Here is an 18,687-nt window from a genome sequence, read left to right on the forward strand (position 1 = left end):
AACTATATAAATATTAATAAACTTTAAAATTATAAACTATTATTAGAAATCTAGTTCGGAGAGCTAATTCATGAAATCATCCAAAAATTGTAAGGTCACTGCTGCATTTCTTGCCGCAGCTGCATTGGGTAGTGTTGCCCATGCAGAGCCTACACTTAACATGAATGATTTAGTAGGTACGAGTACCAGTGCTGAATCAACGACACAGAGTCCTACAAGTGTAGTAACTCCAGTCGTGAAACCAATGGCAACTCAGCCAATCTTACCAACTACACCACAACCGGCCACCGTTGTACAACAACAAACACCACCGATGGCACAACCTCAACCATCCTACGTGATGCAACCAGCAACGGTTAGCCCTGTACAAACTCAACAAGTTACACCATTGCAATCAGTACCGCAACAAGTAGTACCAATGCAATCTCAACAACAGGTTCAAACTCAACCTCAGTATGTTGTCAATAAAGATACAAAAACTGTCATGGAACCTACATTAGCAATGCACAGTTTGATAAATGTACAACGAAAAACTGAACCTGTTACTGTAGAGAAACCAGTGGATGGTAAGCAACAAGTACAAACTACACAAGTACAGCGTACGCCTGTTGTTATTCAACAAGAATCCATAGCTCCATTAACTGTATCAAATACTACAGTAACCAAAGCCGTAGTAGCAAAACAGAGGCTTACGATTCGAGATATTCAACGAGCTGAGCGTGAGCGTCTAGCTCAACTAGCCGCTGAAGAAGCATCCCAACAAGAAAATTTATCACAAGCTGATCAACAACAACTTGCTCAAAAACAAGCTGAAGCACAACGCCAAGCGGCTATTAGAGCGGAACAAGAACGTATTGCCGCTCAGCAAGCTGAGGCTCAACGGCAAGCCGCTATTAAAGCTGAACAAGAACGTATCGCCGCTCAGCAAGCCGAAGCGCAACGCCAAGCAGCTATTAAAGCAGAACAAGAACGTATAGCAGCCCAACAAGCGGAAGCTCAACGTCAAGCTGCTTTAAAAGCTGAACGTGAACGTATCCTTGCTCAACAAGCTGAAGAAGAACGCTTAGCAGCTGAAGAAGCAGCTCGCCAACGTGCCGAAGCTGCCGCTAAAGCCGAAGTCGAACGACAAGCAGCTATTAGAGCAGAACAAGAACGTATGGCAGCTCAACAGGCTGAAGCTCAACGTCAAGCTACTTTAAAAGCTGAACAAGAACGTGTAGCGGCTGAAAAAGCTAGAACTGAACGCGAAGCTGCTATTAAGGCTGAACAAGAACGTATTGAGGCTATACAAGCCGAAGCTCAACGCCAAGCAGCTTTAAAAGCTGAACAAGAGCGTATCACGGCCGAGAAAGCTAAAGCTGAACGCGAAGCTGCTATAAAAGCGGAACAAGAACGTATTGCTGCTAAGCAAGCGGAACTTGCAAGACAAGCTGCGATCCAAGAAGAACAAGAACGTTTAGCTGCTGAACAACTAGCAAAAGAAGAAGCGGCAGCTGTAGCTAAAGCTCAGGCTGAAGCAGAGGCAAAAGCTAAAGCAGAAGCAGACGCTGCTGCTAAAGCTCAGGCTGAAGCCGAGGCTAAGGCTAAAGCTCAATCTGAAGCCGAAGCAAAAGCTAAATCTGAGGCAGAGACTAAACAGGTTCAAGAAAGTAAATTACCACAATCTTATGTAAATGCTCGTAATGAAGCTTCCACAAAAGGCTCTCCTGTTACAGAAGAGAAAAATATTCTCTCCCAACCAATTGAACCCCCATTGCAAGCTGATGCGTCTGCAAAGATTAGTCTTGCTTTCGACGCGAAAAATTATGAATCCATGTCTACCACAGTAGATAATAAGGAAATTAAATATCGCGCCTTCGAGTATATCCCTTACGTGGCTAATCCAATCGACATAGATCAGCAATACATGAACATTTATGTACCAGAGGAATATTTCAACAACGGCACAATCAACGGTTACAACACCCAAACAGCCCCTATCTTCATGCCAAATGCAGTAGGTGGTTACATGCCGAGCCAGGCTATGAAGCCTAAGATGGAAAATGGAAAACCTAACAGTGTTCTTTATGCATTATCCCGTGGTTATGTAGTAGCTTCCCCATCTACTCGTGGTCGTACCAATAAAGCTTCCGATGGCAACTTTATCGGTAAGGCCCCTGCAGTAATCGTTGACTTACAAGCGGCTACAGCTTACTTACACGCTAACGATTCCGCTATGCCAGGTAATGCAAACCGCATTATCACAAATGGTACAAGTGCAGGCGGTGGTGTATCCTTATTACAAGGTGCAACTGGTAACAGCTCCGACTTCCAACCATATTTACAAGCATTAGGTGCAGCTACAGCGGCAACTAATGTATACGCAGCATCCGCATATGCCCCTATCACTAACCTTGATGCGGCAGATATGGCTTACGAATGGAGCTATAACGGTATCACATCTTTTAACAAAGTAACTATGGGCCAAGGCGAATTACCACAAGCTAATGTAGGTGGTAACTCTGCTCCACCACAACGTACGATGCAACGTGTAAACTTGAATACAGACGATTTATCATACTCTAAAATGCTCAGCGAACACTTCCCTGATTACGTAAATAACTTACAATTACGTGACTCTCTAGGTCGTATACTAAAACTCGACAAGAATGGTAACGGGACTTTCAAAAACTATGTAAAAGAGTTTATCGTTGCTGCCGCTAATAAAGCAGCAGCTCAAGGTACTGATTTATCCAAGCATACATACTTTGTACGAGATAATAAAACAGGGGCCATCAAAGACATTAACTGGGAAGCATATAACCACTTTGTAAGTCGCTCAAAAGCGCCTGGTGCCTTTGACTCTCGTGCTAATGATACAGGTGAAAACAATCTATTTGGTACAAGTACTACAGATAATAATCACTTTACCATTACTGCTGCATTACACGATTCAACAGCTAACCAAGATGTATACGTAGAAAATGCTAAGATCGTTACTATGATGAACCCAATGAACTATCTCGGTTCTCCTGCTGCGACAAATGCACGATTCTATCGTATTCGTTATGGCACAGCCGATAGTAATACATCTGTTGCAATTCCTTTAATCGTAGGTACACGTGCTCAAAACCTTGGGTACAGAGTAGATATGGCAACACCATTTGATGTAGATCACTCTGGTGACTACGATTTAGAAGAATTATTTAACTGGATGGATAATATCGTTAAAAATAGTAGATAATTACAATTAAAAACATACAAAAATACTAAAGGAGCTACCTAGTAGCTCCTTTTTCATATACAATTATAAATTTTCTTACGTGTTCAATTATAAATGTTATTGTGAAAGTCCCGCTCCGACTATGAATAATCTGCACCATTATTTAATCAGTACATCACCCTATTATATTATAAAAGAATTCAAACAAAAAAGGATGCCCCCTGTAAAATAAAGGGGGCATCTATATGTTTGAGCCAGTTAAAAGCAATTATTATGCTTTCACCATGATAGGCGATTAAACTTCAGGGAACAATGCTGTAGATAAGTAGCGTTCGCCTGTATCAGGGAGAATTACTACAATATTTTTGCCTTTATTTTCAGGGCGTTTTGCCAATTCTTGAGCCGCCCAAAGCGCAGCACCAGAGGAAATACCTACCAATACACCTTCTGTGTGACCGAAAGCTTGAGATGTAGCAAAAGCATCCTCGTTAGAAACTTGGATTACTTCATCGTAAATGTTAGTATCCAATGTATCTGGAATGAAGCCAGCACCTAAGCCTTGGATTTTATGAGGGCCTGGTTTACCATTAGACAATACAGGAGAATCTGCTGGTTCTACGGCAACCACATGTACATCAGGGTTTTGTTCTTTCAAGTAGCGACCTGCACCTGTCAACGTACCGCCTGTACCAACACCAGACACGTAGATATCTACGGTACCATCAGTATCTTGCCAGATTTCAGGACCAGTTGTTCTGTAGTGAATTGCAGGATTAGCTTGATTTACAAACTGACCTGCTTCAATAGCGCCGGCTGTAGCCGTTACGATTTCCTTAGCTTTTGCAATAGCGCCTTTCATGCCAAGAGAACCGTCAGTCAATACGAGCTGCGCACCATAACCAAGCATTAATTTACGGCGTTCAATGGACATTGTTTCAGGCATTACGATTACAACTTTATAGCCAAGCGCAGCACCTACAGCAGACAAGCCAATACCAGTATTACCAGATGTAGCTTCTACAATTGTGCCGCCTGGTTGTAATTCACCAGATTCAACTGCAGCTTGAATGATTGCTGCTGCGATACGGTCTTTTACGGAACCGCCTGGGTTGAAGTATTCCAATTTTGCGAAAATATTAGCGTTTGCACCATATTTTTTACCAAAACGTGTAGCAGCTAATAATGGTGTTTTACCGATTAATTCAACAAAAGATTTTGCAATTTTAGACATAGTGGTCACTCCTTATTAAATAGAACCATCCCAATTATCATATTTTGTATCAAGTTTAGCATAGGTCCCATCGATTACATCTTGAAGGGTTACGTTTTCTAAATAATCATGAATATAGTTTTGTAATCCTGCCCAGAAACCAACGGTCCGTTCGTTGATCACTGTATCAGTACTCACCCCTTCATCAAGGGTAGAGATGATAGCCATAGATTCCTCTGTAGCAAGTAGAATTTCAATAATTGTATATTCTTTAGGGCTTTTAGATAAGCGATAGCCGCCATACTTACCGCGGATACTATCCACTAGTTTTGCAGCGCCTAAACGAGCTACGATACCTTCTAGGTATTTTTCAGATATGCCTTGTCGTTCTGCTACAGATCGCAAGGAGACAGGTTTATCTTGACCTTGCTCTGCCAAATCGATGAGGACCATCAATGCATACCGACCTTTTGTGGAAATCCTCATATATTTTGCCTTTCTTTGTAAACGTTAGTGTTAAACACACCCCATATTATAAAGTACTTATATTATATTTATAAAACTATTTATAAAACCTTTCATATTAATAGGAATTAATTTCATTATAGACCACTCACTATAAAAATGCAAGAACTTATTTCCTACTTTTATAAAGGGATATCTGCCCGCCCTTATATTTATTGAGTTTATCCTATATTTTAACTTAATAACTTGCCTTGTAGAAAGCTCAAGTTATTATACTTTTGTTAACTCGTAACACAACGAAGTAAGAATAATCTTATAACACAAAAGGACCAGCCCGAAGGCCAGTCCTTTTGCGTATAGTTTGTAGTTTGTTATATGAGGTTTACCATGATGAATTGGAGAGGGTTCATCTGGTATTGGGACTTACCGTATCGTCAGGAAAACGATGCGCGCCCGTGTTTATGTCATTTGAGGAGTTGTCTAGATTACTCTAGCATTTAAGTATAAGTTTCTTAATTAGATTTTACCTACAAGGTCAAGACCTGGTTTCAAAGTATCTTTACCTGGTTTCCAACGTGCAGGGCACACTTGATCACCATGTTTAGCTACGAATTGAGCAGCTTGTACTTTGCGAACTAATTCTTCAGCGGAACGGCCGATACCCATATCATGAATTTCTGCTGTACGCACGAAGCCTTCTGGATCTACTACGAATGTACCACGGTAAGCCATAGCAGATTCTTCTTGGAATACATCGAAGAAATCAGCCAATTCATGTTTTTTGTCAGCTAACATGTAGTACTCGATTTTATTAATGCTTGGAGAAGCATCAGACCATGCTTTGTGAACGAATTCGGAGTCACAAGATACGGAATAAACTTCGCAACCCAATTCTTTCAACTCTGCATAGGAGTTTTGTACGTCTTCCAACTCAGTAGGGCATACGAATGTGAAGTCTGCTGGATAGAATACGAATACAGACCATTTACCCAACACGTCTGCAGTGCTAACTTTTACCAATTCAGGTTTTTTGAAAGCATCAAGTGTAAATTCAGGAAGTTGTTTACCAATAATAGACATGTTATGTCCTCCTTATTTGAGTTCCATATGTAACGAATATATTTATATTGGTGTACTTAACACCGCATCTATATCTATCTTTGTCTATATAATAACAAATATCATTCAATATTGCAAGCGTTATTTTTAAATTTATCGATATATTTTTCCAACATTTTCGATGTAGGCAAAAAAAAGAAGAAAAATGCTCATTTCTGAGCATCTTTCTTCTTTTTACGTACTACAACAGACTTACTGTTCACAGTAGCGTGATCAAAAGCTATTAAACCCGCTATATTAGCAAGCCCTCTCCGTGCTATGTGACCAGTTGTAGATTGTTCTTTTCCCGATTTACCATATACAAACTGCTCTAGTTTGAGTGCAGCTAATATAAATAAACCTATAATAGATAAAATAGATTCCATCGCTTTAATCTATTTTTTTAGTTCTAAGATTGCATCTACGAAACCACGGAATAATGGATGTGCATTATTTGGGCGAGATTTAAGTTCTGGATGTGCTTGTGTGCCAATGAAGAATGGATGATTCTTCACTTCAATACTTTCAACGAGACGGCCATCTGGAGATGTACCAGAAATTACGAGGCCTGCATCAGTCAATTGTTGACGATATTCATTGTTGAACTCATAGCGATGGCGATGACGTTCATAAATCAAATCTTCTCCATAAGCCTCGTGAGTTTTCGTACCGGCTTCCACTTTGCATGGATAGATACCTAAACGCATTGTACCGCCTTTTTTATCTACATCAACTTGATCACTCATCAAGTCAATTACTTTGTACTTAGCATTTTCGTCGAATTCGCTAGAGGTTGCTCCTTCCATGCCACATACGTTACGAGCAAATTCCATAACTGCAGATTGCATGCCAAGGCATAGGCCGAGATATGGAATATTGTTTTCACGAGCATATTGGATTGTACGAATTTTACCTTCTACACCACGGGAACCAAATCCACCAGGTACGATGATACCTTCAACACCTTCAAATACCTCTTTAGGATCTACAGATGTATCATCAAGTTCTTCAGAGTCAATCCAACGAATATTCACTTTAGTACCCGTAGCAATACCAGCATGATCTAGAGCTTCAACTACGGATAAATACGCATCATGCAACGCTACATATTTACCAACGATAGCAACTGTAATATCTTTATTAGGATTCAAGATCTTATGAACCATTTCTTTCCATGCAGTCATATCGCAAGGACGATCTTCAAGGCCTAATTTTTTGATAACAATATCGTCAAGGCCTTGATCTTGCATCATCAATGGCACTTCATAGATGGAACTACAAGTTTGGTTTTCAATAACTGCTTCTGGTTCTACGTCGCAGAACAACGCAAGTTTTTCTTTCATTTCATCAGAAATGTGTTTTTCGCTACGGCATACCAAAATATCTGGTTGAATACCAATGCTGCGCAATTCTTTTACACTATGTTGTGTAGGTTTTGTTTTCAACTCGCCTGCGGCATTGATGTAAGGCACTAATGTAACGTGAATGTAAAGTACGTCGTTACGACCTACTTCTTTTTTCACTTGGCGAATGGCTTCCATAAATGGCAAGCTTTCAATATCACCTACGGTACCACCAATTTCTGTAATAACTACATCAGCATTATCCTCTTTACCTACACGGTAAACATTTTGTTTAATTTCATTTGTAATATGTGGAATTACTTGTACAGTGCTACCTAGGTAATCACCTTTGCGCTCTTTATTAATTACAGACCAATATACTTTACCAGCTGTAATATTGGAACGTTTACTAAGGTTAATATCGATAAAGCGTTCATAATGGCCCAAATCAAGATCAGTTTCAGCGCCATCATCTGTTACAAATACTTCACCATGTTGGTAAGGGCTCATCGTACCCGGATCGATATTAATGTATGGGTCAAATTTTTGAATCGTTACATTGAAACCACGGTTTTTTAGTAAACGACCCAAAGATGCTGCTGTAATTCCCTTCCCAAGAGAAGAAACAACGCCGCCAGTTACGAAAATATACTTAGTTGCCATGATGCCTCCCACCTATTACATTTTTTCCGGAGCGGAAATACCTAAAATACCCAAGCCTTGACGAAGAACGAGGACAATCGCTGTAATTAATCCAAGACGAGCTTGTTGTAATGCTGGATCTACGCCAATGATACGACCTTGACGGTAGAACGAATGGAACATGCTTGCCAAATCGTATAAGTACCGAGCAATACGATGAGGTGCACGATATTCAGCAGCTTGAACGACCTCTTCCGGATATTCAGCTAATTTCTTAATTAATTCTAATTCCATTTCACTTGTAAGCGTTGTGAAATCAGTTTCACTATAATTGCCAAATGCAATGCTAGCTTCACGCACTTGGTTGTAAATGCTGTGAATACGAGCATGAGCATATTGGATATAATACACTGGGTTGTCATTACTGCGAGATTTTGCCAAGTTAATATCGAAATCAAGTTGGCTATCCAAGGAACGCATCAAGAAGAAATAGCGAGACGCATCTACGCCAACCTCTTCAATCAATTCATCTAATGTAACACTATCGCCACTACGTTTAGACAATTTAACAAGTTGTCCGTCACGGAACAATGCTACCATTTGTAATAACAATACTGTTAATTTATCAGGGTCATAACCAAACGCCGCCATAGCCGCTTTTACACGACATACATAGCCATGATGGTCAGCGCCCCAGATATCAATCATTTCTTTGAAACCACGATCATATTTATTGCGATGATATGCAATATCTGCCGCTAAATACGTAGGAACCCCATTATCACGAATAACTACACGGTCTTTATCATCACCGTAGTCAGTGGATTTTAACCACAATGCACCGTCTTTTTCATAGACTTTACCAAGAGTCTTCAGAGCCTCTACAGAATGATGAATTTCATCCGATTCATGAACTGTACGTTCAGAGAACCAATTATCAAAAGTAACGCGGAAGTTTCTTAATGTTTCCTCTAAGCGAGCTAATTTTTCTTTTAAGCCCTCTTCCTTAAACAAGGCTATACGATCTGCTTCGTTCATGGCATTTAATTTATCAAAGCCTTCACGTTCAGCAATCGCTTTTGCTGTTTCAATAATATCTGGGCCACGATAGCCATTTTCAGGGAACACTAACGCCCCTTCTGGAATATCGAACTCAGGCATAGAGCCATCTTCATTGCGTTTAGGTGGGAATACTAATGTAGCACCTTGCAATTCTTGAAAGCGGTACTCAATGGAAATAGCCATGTTGTCGATTTGATTACCTGCATCATTGATATAGTATTCAGATTGTACATTGTAACCCGCTGCACGCAATAAGTTAACAAGAGCACTGCCATACGCAGCACCACGGCCATGACCAACATGCAATGGACCTGTTGGGTTTGCACTTACGTACTCTACTTGAATCGTATCGCGCGCACGCAATGGTTGAACACCATACTCAGTACCAGCATTCAAAATGGCTTTTAACGTATCATACACCATATCAGACTTCAAAAAGAAATTAATAAAACCTGCGCCAGCAACCTCAGCACGTTCAAGCCAATCAAAATTCATATGACTAATCAAAGCTTCAGCAATAGCTCGAGGATTTTGACGAGCCACACGAGCGGATTGCATAGCGATGTTTGTAGAAAAATCACCGAATTCCTTTTGAGGTGGCACTTCGAGAACGATTTCTGGATATTCCCCAGCCGGCAAATCACCGCTGTTAATCGTATCTTGTAATGCCTGTTCAATCCCCGATTTCAGGATTTCCTTCATGTCCATGCTCTATATCCTCCCGCACGTCTATATCTAACTGATTATAAAATTGCCATTCACCTTCGACGGAAATATCATATCCTAAATGAACATGACCTACGCCATCGTGAAAGTCTACTGTTAATTCATGAGTATTTACGGCCATATGTAAATCACCATATGGTGTTTCATATACGGCTTCGCGTTCTTCACCACGGACGTATTGATGACGCATATTGACCGCCCCTGTTCGGAGCAATACGATAGAATCATCATGGATTTTAATGGTCGTCTTAACCCCATCCAATCCAGTCACACTAGATTCTTCATAACGCACATATTGAGCATTACCTTTTTCATGTGACGTACCTGGAGAAATCAGTTCCACTACGGTATCCTTGCCATCCATATCTCGTTGTACACTCTTTACGGACACTAGAACCCGCTTCATTTTCAACCTCCGTGGTAGTAATTAATCATCATATTATACCATAATCAAGGACTATTTTGCACCCTTAATGAGTCTCAATTTCTTAGTCTTCGTCATCCGTTTAATAGCATATTCCCTGCGTTGTGCTTCTTGTTTTTGGTGAAAGCTTTCAGCATATACCAAGGTCACAGGGCGACGTCCTCGCGTATACTTTGCACCGCCTAAGATATGTCCATTGTGAGCATCTATTCGACGTTTAAGATCTGTAGTCCATCCACAATACAAAGAGTCATCAGAACAACGCACTAAATAAATATAGTGCATTTCTTTTGATTCATCACCTTGAACACTAGCGTCATTCAAGATTGTATCACAATCTACAATTATACCGTGTACATCTTGTGTAGATGCACATTCACCAGAAAGAGACTCTTGAGAAGTACTTTTCTTATTTCCCATTTTTCGCATCATCAGTGATTGGTTCCAATGTAATGGTATTAATAATTACTGGTTCTACTGGCTTATCATTGCGGCCGGTTTTAACTTTGCCGATTTTTTCAACTACATCCATACCTTGTACTACAGTACCAAAGATGGTGTGTTTATTATCTAACCAATCCGTAGGTCCCAAGGTAATGAAAAATTGAGAACCTCCTGTATTAGGGCCACGGTTAGCCATGGCTAGAACGCCCATTTTATTGAAGTGTAAATCATTGGAGAATTCATCAGGAATTGTATAGCCTGGGCCACCAGCACCTGTGCCATCAGGATCTCCACCTTGAATCATAAAGCCTTCGATAACACGGTGAAATGTCACACCATTATAGAAGCCTTTTTTCACGAGATAATCAAAATTTTTGACCGTAATCGGTGCTTTAGACCCTAACAAACGAACCTTAAATTGACCATAGTTTGTATCAAAGATAGCATATTCATCAGCAATTGGTGCGTTTGTAAAATTGGGCATAGCTACAGTTTCTGCTTTCACGGTATTACCTTGTGGTTGTTCACCACTGTTTGTACCGCATGCAGTTGTACCAAGCACTGTAATCCCCAACATTGCGCATAAAGCCAAGCGTTTCCAGTTCATATGTCCCCCAAAATACTAATATTATATTTAACTAAAATGTAGATTTAAAATTTACATAGAAAAACCGCTCAACCCATGAGCGGCTCTTTTTTAGTATATCATATTATGACACTATTGAGATTAAAAATATAAGAAAATAATATAACAATATATAACAACAAAAAACAGAGCTTCAAAGGAGCTCTGTTTTTGTAATCCTCAAATAATCACGTAGTTAATTCGATTATTTAGAGTCAAATTGATCTGGAGTTGTATTGTTATAAGACTCAATATAATTATTGAAATTCTCAATCATGTCGTTAAGGTTGTTTTCATTTGCATCGTTAAGTACTTGACGAACAGAACCAACTACAGAGTTATAAGAGTTAACAAGCACTTCTCCACGATCATTATTTATGCTCTTAAGCAATGTTTGAATTTCATTAAGTTCTTTTTCTACAGCTTGTTTGTCTGCATTTTTAGGAGCTTTTTCTACATTTTCTACAAGATTAGTCAAGCGAAGCGTAGATTCCATTGCTGCTGCATAACCTTTTTTACCGTCTTTTTTCAATTTTTCGATTTGTTTCTTAGTTTGTTCAGTGTTAGCTTTGTTAAGAGCATCATTGAACTTCGCATAAGCAGCATCAAATTTTTCTACTTGTGCTACGTATTTAGCTGCTAGTTCTTTACCTTTAGCACCACCATCGTTCATGTAAGCTTTAGAATCATCATAAGCTTTCAAATCTTTGAATGTTGGTACTAATTCATTAAGAATATTTAATACATTATCGCATTCTGTATCAACTTCTTTGAACGTAGAGCCTTCTTTTTTAGATTTTTCCAAAGCATCTTTTAAAGTATCATAATGAGGTTGACGACCAATAGCACCTTCTTGGAAACCACCTTTTAATTTAGCCAAACTATCCGCATAGTTTTGACCCCAAGTTGCATTGTCACCATTGAAGTTGTTTGTTGCATCAATAAGTGTATTAAGCTTAGCAGCTGCTTTCTCATCGCTACCGCCATCAACTACGGAGGATACTACGGAGCCAATGCCACCCGCTTTATCACTGCCGCAACCAGAAACAAATAAACCTGCTGTCAATGCTGCTACACAAAGTAAAGTTGAAAATAATCTGCGTTTATTGTTCATATATTCTCTTCTCCTTTTAACACATGAATATTGAACTAAGCGCATTATACTAACTATACTACACCAACTCTGTAGCCACAGCTACAAAAATAAATCTTCATATAAACTTCACCTAACTTAGAGGAATTATCAATAATTAATCGATCCATTTAAAATGCTTACACGCATTATAAATACCATCTTTATCACAGTCTGTAGTAATATAATCAGCCTTTGCCTTTAATTCAGGGCGCGCATTACCCATAGCAATATTTAGCCACTCAGGCCTAAACATAGACAAATCATTATACCCATCACCAAATACAACAGCTTGATTTGGCTTCATTCCAAAGTGTTCAAGCATATTACGAATACCCAACGCCTTTTCCATAGGCTCATATAGAACACAGCCATCACCATAACGAATGAGCTTATGTGTCATATGCTCGATATCCTTCTCCTCTTCCTCTCCTTCCTTGAAAAACACATAAATCTTATAAAATTCTTCAACACTATGAAAATCAAAATTAGGGTCTACAGTTGTTTTAAACACATCCCAATTGGGATGCCACTCTAAAATTTCCTTATACGGCGTAATACGACCGAGTTTATTGCGGTCAGTTACGGCCCAAGGAATATTATGTGATTCTAAATACTCTAAATATTTAATACATGCATCACGATCCATACCTATCATAGATACCAATTCATTATTAACAGTGATACTGTGACCACCATCTGCTACAAAATCAGTAAGGCCCGCTTGCTCTGCAAAACGCTTAGCATCCACTTGAATACGACCAGTTGCTAAGGCTACACGGTGACCACGACGCTTTAACTCATCTAAACTGTATTGAGCACTTTCAGGGATTTTACCTTCAGGCCATACAGCTAAAGTATTATCAATATCGAAAAAGAAAAACTTCTGCTCCACGGCCCCTCCTAATCACGTCCACTCATTAACTTAAACCGTTCTTTTTGCGCTACATCTGGATATTTTTCACGATCTACATCGCTTACAAACATCTCTAAGGGACGTATATACATATCGCGCTCATCATACAGTTTTTGATATACTACAAACTTTTCACCCGTCTCAGAGTGAGTCGCTACATCTAGCACGTAATAATACATTCCTTTAAAATGACGATACAAGCCACCTTTTACAATATTACTCATCTATAACCTCATATAACATTTAATTGATTAACAAACATTTTCTTATCTCTTATTATATTACTATTATAAGATAAACTCACTCTAATCTAGCAAATTAATATTCTATAGTTTCCATATAACGAATCGCATCTGCTAATATTTCTGCTGTAATCTCATATGGCGATACAACAACATCACGAACAGATACGGCCTTTTCTACGATTTGTGGTATATGGGATTCATCGAGTCCCATTTGTGAAAGTTTCGTAGGCCATCCAATTTCACGATATACAGGCAACCAACGTTTCAACTCATCTAACTGTTTATCTACAACAAAGAGAATTAACAATCCATATGCCACCATTTCACCATGTAAATGGTTCTTCTCTGTCTGTTCATTCGTAGCACAGCCATAGCAAATGGCATGGGCAATGATACTATTGTAATCGCCAGGCATACAACCTGATACAATACCAGTCGTAAAGATGACGGTCATAACCATCAAATCAAATGCTTCACTCCGCTGCTTCGCCTCATTATCATTATAAGCGTCTAAACCATGTTCAAAAATAGGCTCACTACACATCGAGGACAACACAAGACCTAATTGAGTATTGTACACTTGTTCACGGTTGCGAGCAGACATTAATGTTTCGTAGTGCTTGGCTATCGTATCGCCCATACCCGCCCATAAATAACGACTAGGAGCCTCTACAAGAATATCTGCATCAATAAAGCAGTGTACCGGCGGATGATTTACAAAGGCAATACCATCAAAGTTATGATCTGCTGTATATACAGCGGCCGCTTCTGATGTAGCTGCGCAAGTAGATGCGATAGTAGGAATCGTAAAGAACGGCTTATCATCGAGCTCTACAGCCACTACTTTTACCGTATCAATAGCCTTACCACCACCTACGGCAAAAAGAAAATCCGCCCTTTTCACAGATTCCATACGAGCAATTTCCTTACCTCGATCAAAGGTACATTCACCACCAAAATGAATGATATCTAACACCTTAATGCCAGCCCTATCGAGAACGGGTTGGATATATGGCAGAGCTTTAGATAATGCGGTTTCACCACCTATGATGGCCACAGATTTCCCATATAATTTCGTAAATTGTGGAATGGCGTCAAATACATCGTGACCGCCAAAGCTATAACTTGGTAAACAATGAGTGCTACGCATAAAAATCTCCTTTAAATACTATATATGTATTATAAAAACTCCCACCCATAAAAGCAATTTGAATTCATAAAAAGGCTCTATACTTTCACCAAGAATGAAAGCATAGAGCCTTTATTTTTACTACTTATTATCGGAAGCAAGACCTTTATAGATAAGGCCCACAACAAAGCCTAATACCGCAAAGCTTACCCAACCCATACCAGCACTTTGGAATGGAATATATTGAGCAAAGAGCTGTTCCAAAGCTGCAGGTGCGATACCTGCAGTCTCAAGGCCAGTCATGAGGGCAGAGATCATTGTGAATGCCACAGTCCATGCATATACGCAGCGACGGCCACCGAACACATTATGGAGAAGCGCCAACAAAATGATTACGATAGTCAACGGATACAAGAGCATCAACACAGGAATTGCTGCACTGATGATTGTTTTCAAACCAAACATACTAAGGCCAAATGCCGCTACAGAGAAAATTACTACATACAATTTGTAGCTAATCTTTGGAGTCAGCTTGTGGAAATAAGTACCGCAAGAAGTGATAAGACCAATACTTGTAGACAAGCAAGCCAAGAGAACGATGATAGCCAAAATGATTTGACCGAACTCACCGAACAAATAGTTAGCACTTACAGACAATACAGGAGCCCCTGTCTCGAACAAACCAAAGCGTTCAACACTTGTAGCACCAATATTAGCGATAAATACATAAACAATACCAAGAAGGCCTACCGCAATTGCACCTACCTCCATTACCGTTTTTGTAATCACAGCACGAGAGGTAGCCCCACTAAGGCGTACAAAATCGATCACAAGAATAGCAAATACTACGGAAGCTAAGGCATCCATTGTATTGTAGCCATCTAGGAAACCTTGTAATACAGCCGTTGGCGCATCACCATATGCCGGTTGTGGCACCGCATAACCACCAAGTGGAGTAATAAAGGATTTAACAATTAACAACAGAATTACAAGTAGTAAAGCTGGTGTCAAAATATTGCCGATACGGTTAACAAGTTTTTGCGGACTAATAGATAACCACAAAGAAATACCAAAGAATAATGCCAAGAAAATTGGTTCCATATTCATGCTTAAACCTTCAGTGAAAGGTTTAATTGCGATTTCATAAGCTACAGTACCAGTACGTGGCGTAGCAAACATAGGTCCAATGCTCAAGTAAAGAGAAATCGTATACAACAAGCCATAAATTGGATGAACTCGGCTTGCTAGTTCTTCAACATCTTTACAGGAAGAATAGCCCATTGCTACAACACCTAAGAGTGGAAGTCCTACACCAGTTAACACAAAGCCAAGCAAAGCCCAGCCTACATTATCACCAGCATGTTGCCCTAAAGCCGCTGGAAAAATCAAATTCCCTGCTCCAAAGAATAGAGCAAATAACATCATACCTATAGCCAGATAGGCACGGGTCGACAGATTGTCGTTACCATTCATAAATGTAACCCCCTTTAGGTCATATAAAATAATATTACTATTATAATCTAAAGGAACTCGGGTATACAAGAAAAATATCCTCACTATTCTATATCCGTATAGAGTTATTCCCATAAGTAACAGACTTTAACTTTTACCTATAGGAATAAGTAGATAGTTCCCTATTTTACAGTAATCATTACAGACTATTAATTGCTCATTCACTACGAAAGACTTCTTATATGAACTTGTACATCATAAAAGGTGCTACCCCATCCCTGATCTGTAGGACGAGCTGCGGTAAGCGCATTGATTGCCACGTGAGGATCACTAGATTGAGATTGCCACCATACACCTAGTGTTACCAATGTACCTCGCTGTACCTCATCGTCGTAGTATGCTTTAATTTTTACGCTGCCACGATCGTTATAGATTTCTACTTCATCCCCATCGTTTATGTTATACATTTTGGCATCTTCTGGATGGATACGAAGTTTCATCAACTCAGGATCATTAAATTCTAGTTCGCAGAAACTAGAGTCCAATATTCGAATATCATTGCCGATTATGAGCCAAAATGGTGCATTGTCACCATATGGAGGTATATATCGTATTAGTGGTTCTGCATCCTGTGAGTTATATAGCTCAATTTTCCCAGACGGGGTTTTGAAATCCATCTTATAATTTTCAGGCACCGTCATCTCTACAGACTCACCTTTAAGAATTAAATCTTGATCTGCCTTAGATATACGGCTCGAAGTCCGCACAATTTGGTTAATAAGCTCTCTTTCACTAAGGTCAAAGAATGTATCCTCCAGCCCCATGCGCTTTGCTAACTCTGCGATAACTTGCCAATTGGAACGAGACTCCCCAACAGGGTCGATCAATTTATACCCTGTTCCAATTGTGTAATGGCCATAAGAATTATAAATATCATCATGCTCTACAGATGTTGTAGCCGGCAAAATAATATCCGCATATTTACAGGTATCCGTAAAGAAACGCTCATGAACAATTGTGAATAAGTCATCACGCATCAAACCTTTACGGACTACATTTTGATTAGGCGCTGTAATAGCGGGATTTGAGGAAAACACGTATAAGCTATGAACGCCAACTCCTTCGGGATTTGTAAGCATCTCCCCAAGTTTAATCATAGGCATCAATCGTTTGGCTGGCGCATGAACATGAGCCTGTTGCATCACATTTTTACCAACGAATTTACTACCACTAGCGCTCGACAACAATCCACCCCCAGGATATTGCCATGCCCCAACTATGGCAGGTAAAGCATTGATAATCCGACAAGTCATAGCCCCATTACCATAGCGAGATAAACCACTGCCGAGACGAATAAAGGGCGCTCTTGATGTAGCGTATGCATGAGCAAACTCAGTCATACGCTCCACGGAAACACCACAAATATCAGAAGCTTTTTCCGGCGTAAAATCAGACAATACATCTTTTACCAGCTCATCGTAGCCTTGCATATGTTGCTTGATAAAATCTATATCCGCCAATCCATCACGATGAATGATATGTAACATGCCTAATGCTAGTGCGCCATCACTACCGGGTTTTACGTAAATATGCTCATGAGCTTGGCTGAAAGTATACGTTTTATGAGTATCAATAATCCAAACACGAGCACCCTTCTTTTTTGCTATATTCACATCATGTAAGATATGAACATCTGTGGCTGTCGCATTCATGCCCCACAAGACGATAAGATCACTATGTTGCGCCTCTTGTGGTTTAATACCTAAGGTTTCACCATAAACAGAGCGGAACCCCGCCTGTTTGGCAGGAGAACAAATACCTCGGTCTTGGTCTGTAGCACCAATGCGACGGAAGAAATAATCTGCTGCAGGGCTCTGAATAATCCCCATTGTTCCCGCATAAGAGTAGCGCAAAATACTTTCACTGCCATAAGTATCAATATTTTTTTTAAAATTATCGACAATTGCATCAAGGGCTTCATCCCAACTAATACGAGTGTACTGATCTTCACCAATTCCCTTTTTACCAACACGCTTCATAGGGTACTGCAAGCGCAACGGAGAATGTATTACTTTTTCATAATGTGCCATCTTAGGACAGAGTGTACCTCTTGTGAAAGCATGATCTCTATCCCCTCGAACAGATATTACTTTATTATCATCAACTGATACGATGAGTCCACATGCATCGGGACAATCATATGGGCATACAGATTTATATTCTTTCATGATAAGCACCTCGCTTATAAATTGTATAAACTATAGGATGTATATTTATATTATATTATAGTATGACTCGTATAAGTATAACCTTTTGCACATCTTCTGAATTAAAAAGGTTTTAGAAATGATTATTTTATGTATATCAATGCATTCGATTATCACATTACATTTATGACCTCATCATTTATTTTGATATATATAGTTAGACATTTCAAGTTTTATCGATATCTATCCATTATCATTCTTGTCCATGTCCTAAACAGATATACTAATAAGTTCTATAAAAATACCAAAATTCTTCAAAAAAATCATGCAATCATTACCAAAAGTCATAACCATATAGCTTTAGG

16 protein-coding genes are annotated in these 18,687 nt (G+C 39.4%); 1 reads left to right on the plus strand and 15 read right to left on the minus strand.

Annotation, left to right across the window (positions count from 1 at the left end; genetic code table 11):
• Positions 1–70: 70 nt before the first annotated feature.
• A complete protein-coding gene (locus HMPREF1865_RS09545; protein ID WP_196484494.1) occupies positions 71–3,223 on the plus strand; it encodes a subtype B tannase in 3,153 nt (1,050 codons plus the stop codon).
• 274 nt (positions 3,224–3,497) lie between these two features.
• On the opposite strand, the gene cysK is transcribed toward HMPREF1865_RS09545, so the two are convergent.
• From cysK to HMPREF1865_RS02435, 15 genes are all read right to left on the minus strand, one after another.
• Positions 3,498–4,433, minus strand: a complete 936-nt coding sequence (gene cysK / locus HMPREF1865_RS02365) for a cysteine synthase A (protein ID WP_012864824.1) — start codon at positions 4,431–4,433, stop codon at positions 3,498–3,500.
• Positions 4,434–4,448: 15 nt separating this feature from the next.
• Positions 4,449–4,898 (minus strand): RrF2 family transcriptional regulator, encoded by a 450-nt coding sequence (locus HMPREF1865_RS02370; RefSeq protein ID WP_004695020.1) that lies wholly within the window; start codon positions 4,896–4,898, stop codon positions 4,449–4,451.
• Positions 4,899–5,393: 495 nt separating this feature from the next.
• Positions 5,394–5,957, minus strand: coding sequence for an alkyl hydroperoxide reductase subunit C (gene ahpC, locus HMPREF1865_RS02375; protein WP_004695016.1), 564 nt, complete (start codon positions 5,955–5,957; stop codon positions 5,394–5,396).
• Positions 5,958–6,145: 188 nt separating this feature from the next.
• On the minus strand, positions 6,146–6,361 hold the full coding sequence (locus HMPREF1865_RS02380) for a hypothetical protein (RefSeq protein WP_060919048.1): 216 nt from the start codon (positions 6,359–6,361) through the stop codon (positions 6,146–6,148).
• Positions 6,362–6,370: 9 nt separating this feature from the next.
• Positions 6,371–7,981, minus strand: coding sequence for a CTP synthase (locus HMPREF1865_RS02385; protein ID WP_038125685.1), 1,611 nt, complete (start codon positions 7,979–7,981; stop codon positions 6,371–6,373).
• Positions 7,982–7,996: 15 nt separating this feature from the next.
• Entirely contained in the window at positions 7,997–9,730 is a 1,734-nt protein-coding gene (argS, locus tag HMPREF1865_RS02390; RefSeq protein WP_060919049.1) for an arginine--tRNA ligase, read from the minus strand.
• Positions 9,696–10,154 (minus strand): YwiB family protein, encoded by a 459-nt coding sequence (locus HMPREF1865_RS02395; RefSeq protein ID WP_004695011.1) that lies wholly within the window; start codon positions 10,152–10,154, stop codon positions 9,696–9,698. Before HMPREF1865_RS02395 ends, argS begins: the two co-directional genes overlap by 35 nt.
• Positions 10,155–10,205: 51 nt before the next feature.
• The gene (locus HMPREF1865_RS02400) at positions 10,206–10,457 is read right to left on the minus strand and encodes a GIY-YIG nuclease family protein (RefSeq protein ID WP_060919148.1); all 252 of its coding nucleotides are present in this window, start codon (positions 10,455–10,457) and stop codon (positions 10,206–10,208) included.
• Positions 10,458–10,581: 124 nt separating this feature from the next.
• Positions 10,582–11,223 (minus strand): peptidylprolyl isomerase, encoded by a 642-nt coding sequence (locus HMPREF1865_RS02405; protein ID WP_004695007.1) that lies wholly within the window; start codon positions 11,221–11,223, stop codon positions 10,582–10,584.
• A gap of 223 nt (positions 11,224–11,446) precedes the next feature.
• Entirely contained in the window at positions 11,447–12,355 is a 909-nt protein-coding gene (locus HMPREF1865_RS02410) for a DUF3829 domain-containing protein (RefSeq protein WP_060919050.1), read from the minus strand.
• A 136-nt stretch (positions 12,356–12,491) separates the two neighbouring features.
• Positions 12,492–13,268: an HAD family hydrolase gene (locus tag HMPREF1865_RS02415; RefSeq protein ID WP_004695003.1), complete on the minus strand. Its 777-nt coding sequence runs from the start codon at positions 13,266–13,268 to the stop codon at positions 12,492–12,494.
• 8 nt (positions 13,269–13,276) lie between these two features.
• Complete coding sequence (locus tag HMPREF1865_RS02420; RefSeq protein WP_060919051.1) at positions 13,277–13,513, minus strand: DUF1653 domain-containing protein; 237 nt, start codon at positions 13,511–13,513, stop codon at positions 13,277–13,279.
• A 94-nt stretch (positions 13,514–13,607) separates the two neighbouring features.
• On the minus strand, positions 13,608–14,684 hold the full coding sequence (locus tag HMPREF1865_RS02425) for an iron-containing alcohol dehydrogenase family protein (RefSeq protein ID WP_060919052.1): 1,077 nt from the start codon (positions 14,682–14,684) through the stop codon (positions 13,608–13,610).
• Positions 14,685–14,804: 120 nt separating this feature from the next.
• The gene (gene brnQ, locus HMPREF1865_RS02430; protein WP_060919053.1) at positions 14,805–16,136 is read right to left on the minus strand and encodes a branched-chain amino acid transport system II carrier protein; all 1,332 of its coding nucleotides are present in this window, start codon (positions 16,134–16,136) and stop codon (positions 14,805–14,807) included.
• A gap of 203 nt (positions 16,137–16,339) precedes the next feature.
• Positions 16,340–18,343: a molybdopterin-containing oxidoreductase family protein gene (locus tag HMPREF1865_RS02435; protein WP_060919054.1), complete on the minus strand. Its 2,004-nt coding sequence runs from the start codon at positions 18,341–18,343 to the stop codon at positions 16,340–16,342.
• Positions 18,344–18,687 lie beyond the last annotated feature (344 nt).

Origin of the sequence: Veillonella parvula, from assembly GCF_001553335.1 — a bacterium.
GTDB classification, from domain to species: Bacteria; Bacillota; Negativicutes; order Veillonellales; family Veillonellaceae; genus Veillonella; species Veillonella parvula_S.

Excerpts from the sequence above, each read along its gene's own strand:
- HMPREF1865_RS02395 (WP_004695011.1), bottom strand. The coding sequence starts at position 10,154 with ATGAAGCGGGTTCTAGTGTCCGTAAAGAGTGTACAACGAGATATGGAT.
- HMPREF1865_RS02400 (WP_060919148.1), bottom strand. The coding sequence starts at position 10,457 with ATGCACTATATTTATTTAGTGCGTTGTTCTGATGACTCTTTGTATTGT.
- HMPREF1865_RS02410 (WP_060919050.1), bottom strand. The coding sequence starts at position 12,355 with ATGAACAATAAACGCAGATTATTTTCAACTTTACTTTGTGTAGCAGCA.
- HMPREF1865_RS02405 (WP_004695007.1), bottom strand. The coding sequence starts at position 11,223 with ATGAACTGGAAACGCTTGGCTTTATGCGCAATGTTGGGGATTACAGTG.
- HMPREF1865_RS09545 (WP_196484494.1), top strand. The coding sequence starts at position 71 with ATGAAATCATCCAAAAATTGTAAGGTCACTGCTGCATTTCTTGCCGCA.
- ahpC (WP_004695016.1), bottom strand. The coding sequence starts at position 5,957 with ATGTCTATTATTGGTAAACAACTTCCTGAATTTACACTTGATGCTTTC.
- brnQ (WP_060919053.1), bottom strand. The coding sequence starts at position 16,136 with ATGAATGGTAACGACAATCTGTCGACCCGTGCCTATCTGGCTATAGGT.
- HMPREF1865_RS02380 (WP_060919048.1), bottom strand. The coding sequence starts at position 6,361 with ATGGAATCTATTTTATCTATTATAGGTTTATTTATATTAGCTGCACTC.
- HMPREF1865_RS02420 (WP_060919051.1), bottom strand. The coding sequence starts at position 13,513 with ATGAGTAATATTGTAAAAGGTGGCTTGTATCGTCATTTTAAAGGAATG.
- HMPREF1865_RS02385 (WP_038125685.1), bottom strand. The coding sequence starts at position 7,981 with ATGGCAACTAAGTATATTTTCGTAACTGGCGGCGTTGTTTCTTCTCTT.
- cysK (WP_012864824.1), bottom strand. The coding sequence starts at position 4,433 with ATGTCTAAAATTGCAAAATCTTTTGTTGAATTAATCGGTAAAACACCA.
- HMPREF1865_RS02435 (WP_060919054.1), bottom strand. The coding sequence starts at position 18,343 with ATGAAAGAATATAAATCTGTATGCCCATATGATTGTCCCGATGCATGT.
- HMPREF1865_RS02370 (WP_004695020.1), bottom strand. The coding sequence starts at position 4,898 with ATGAGGATTTCCACAAAAGGTCGGTATGCATTGATGGTCCTCATCGAT.
- HMPREF1865_RS02425 (WP_060919052.1), bottom strand. The coding sequence starts at position 14,684 with ATGCGTAGCACTCATTGTTTACCAAGTTATAGCTTTGGCGGTCACGAT.
- argS (WP_060919049.1), bottom strand. The coding sequence starts at position 9,730 with ATGGACATGAAGGAAATCCTGAAATCGGGGATTGAACAGGCATTACAA.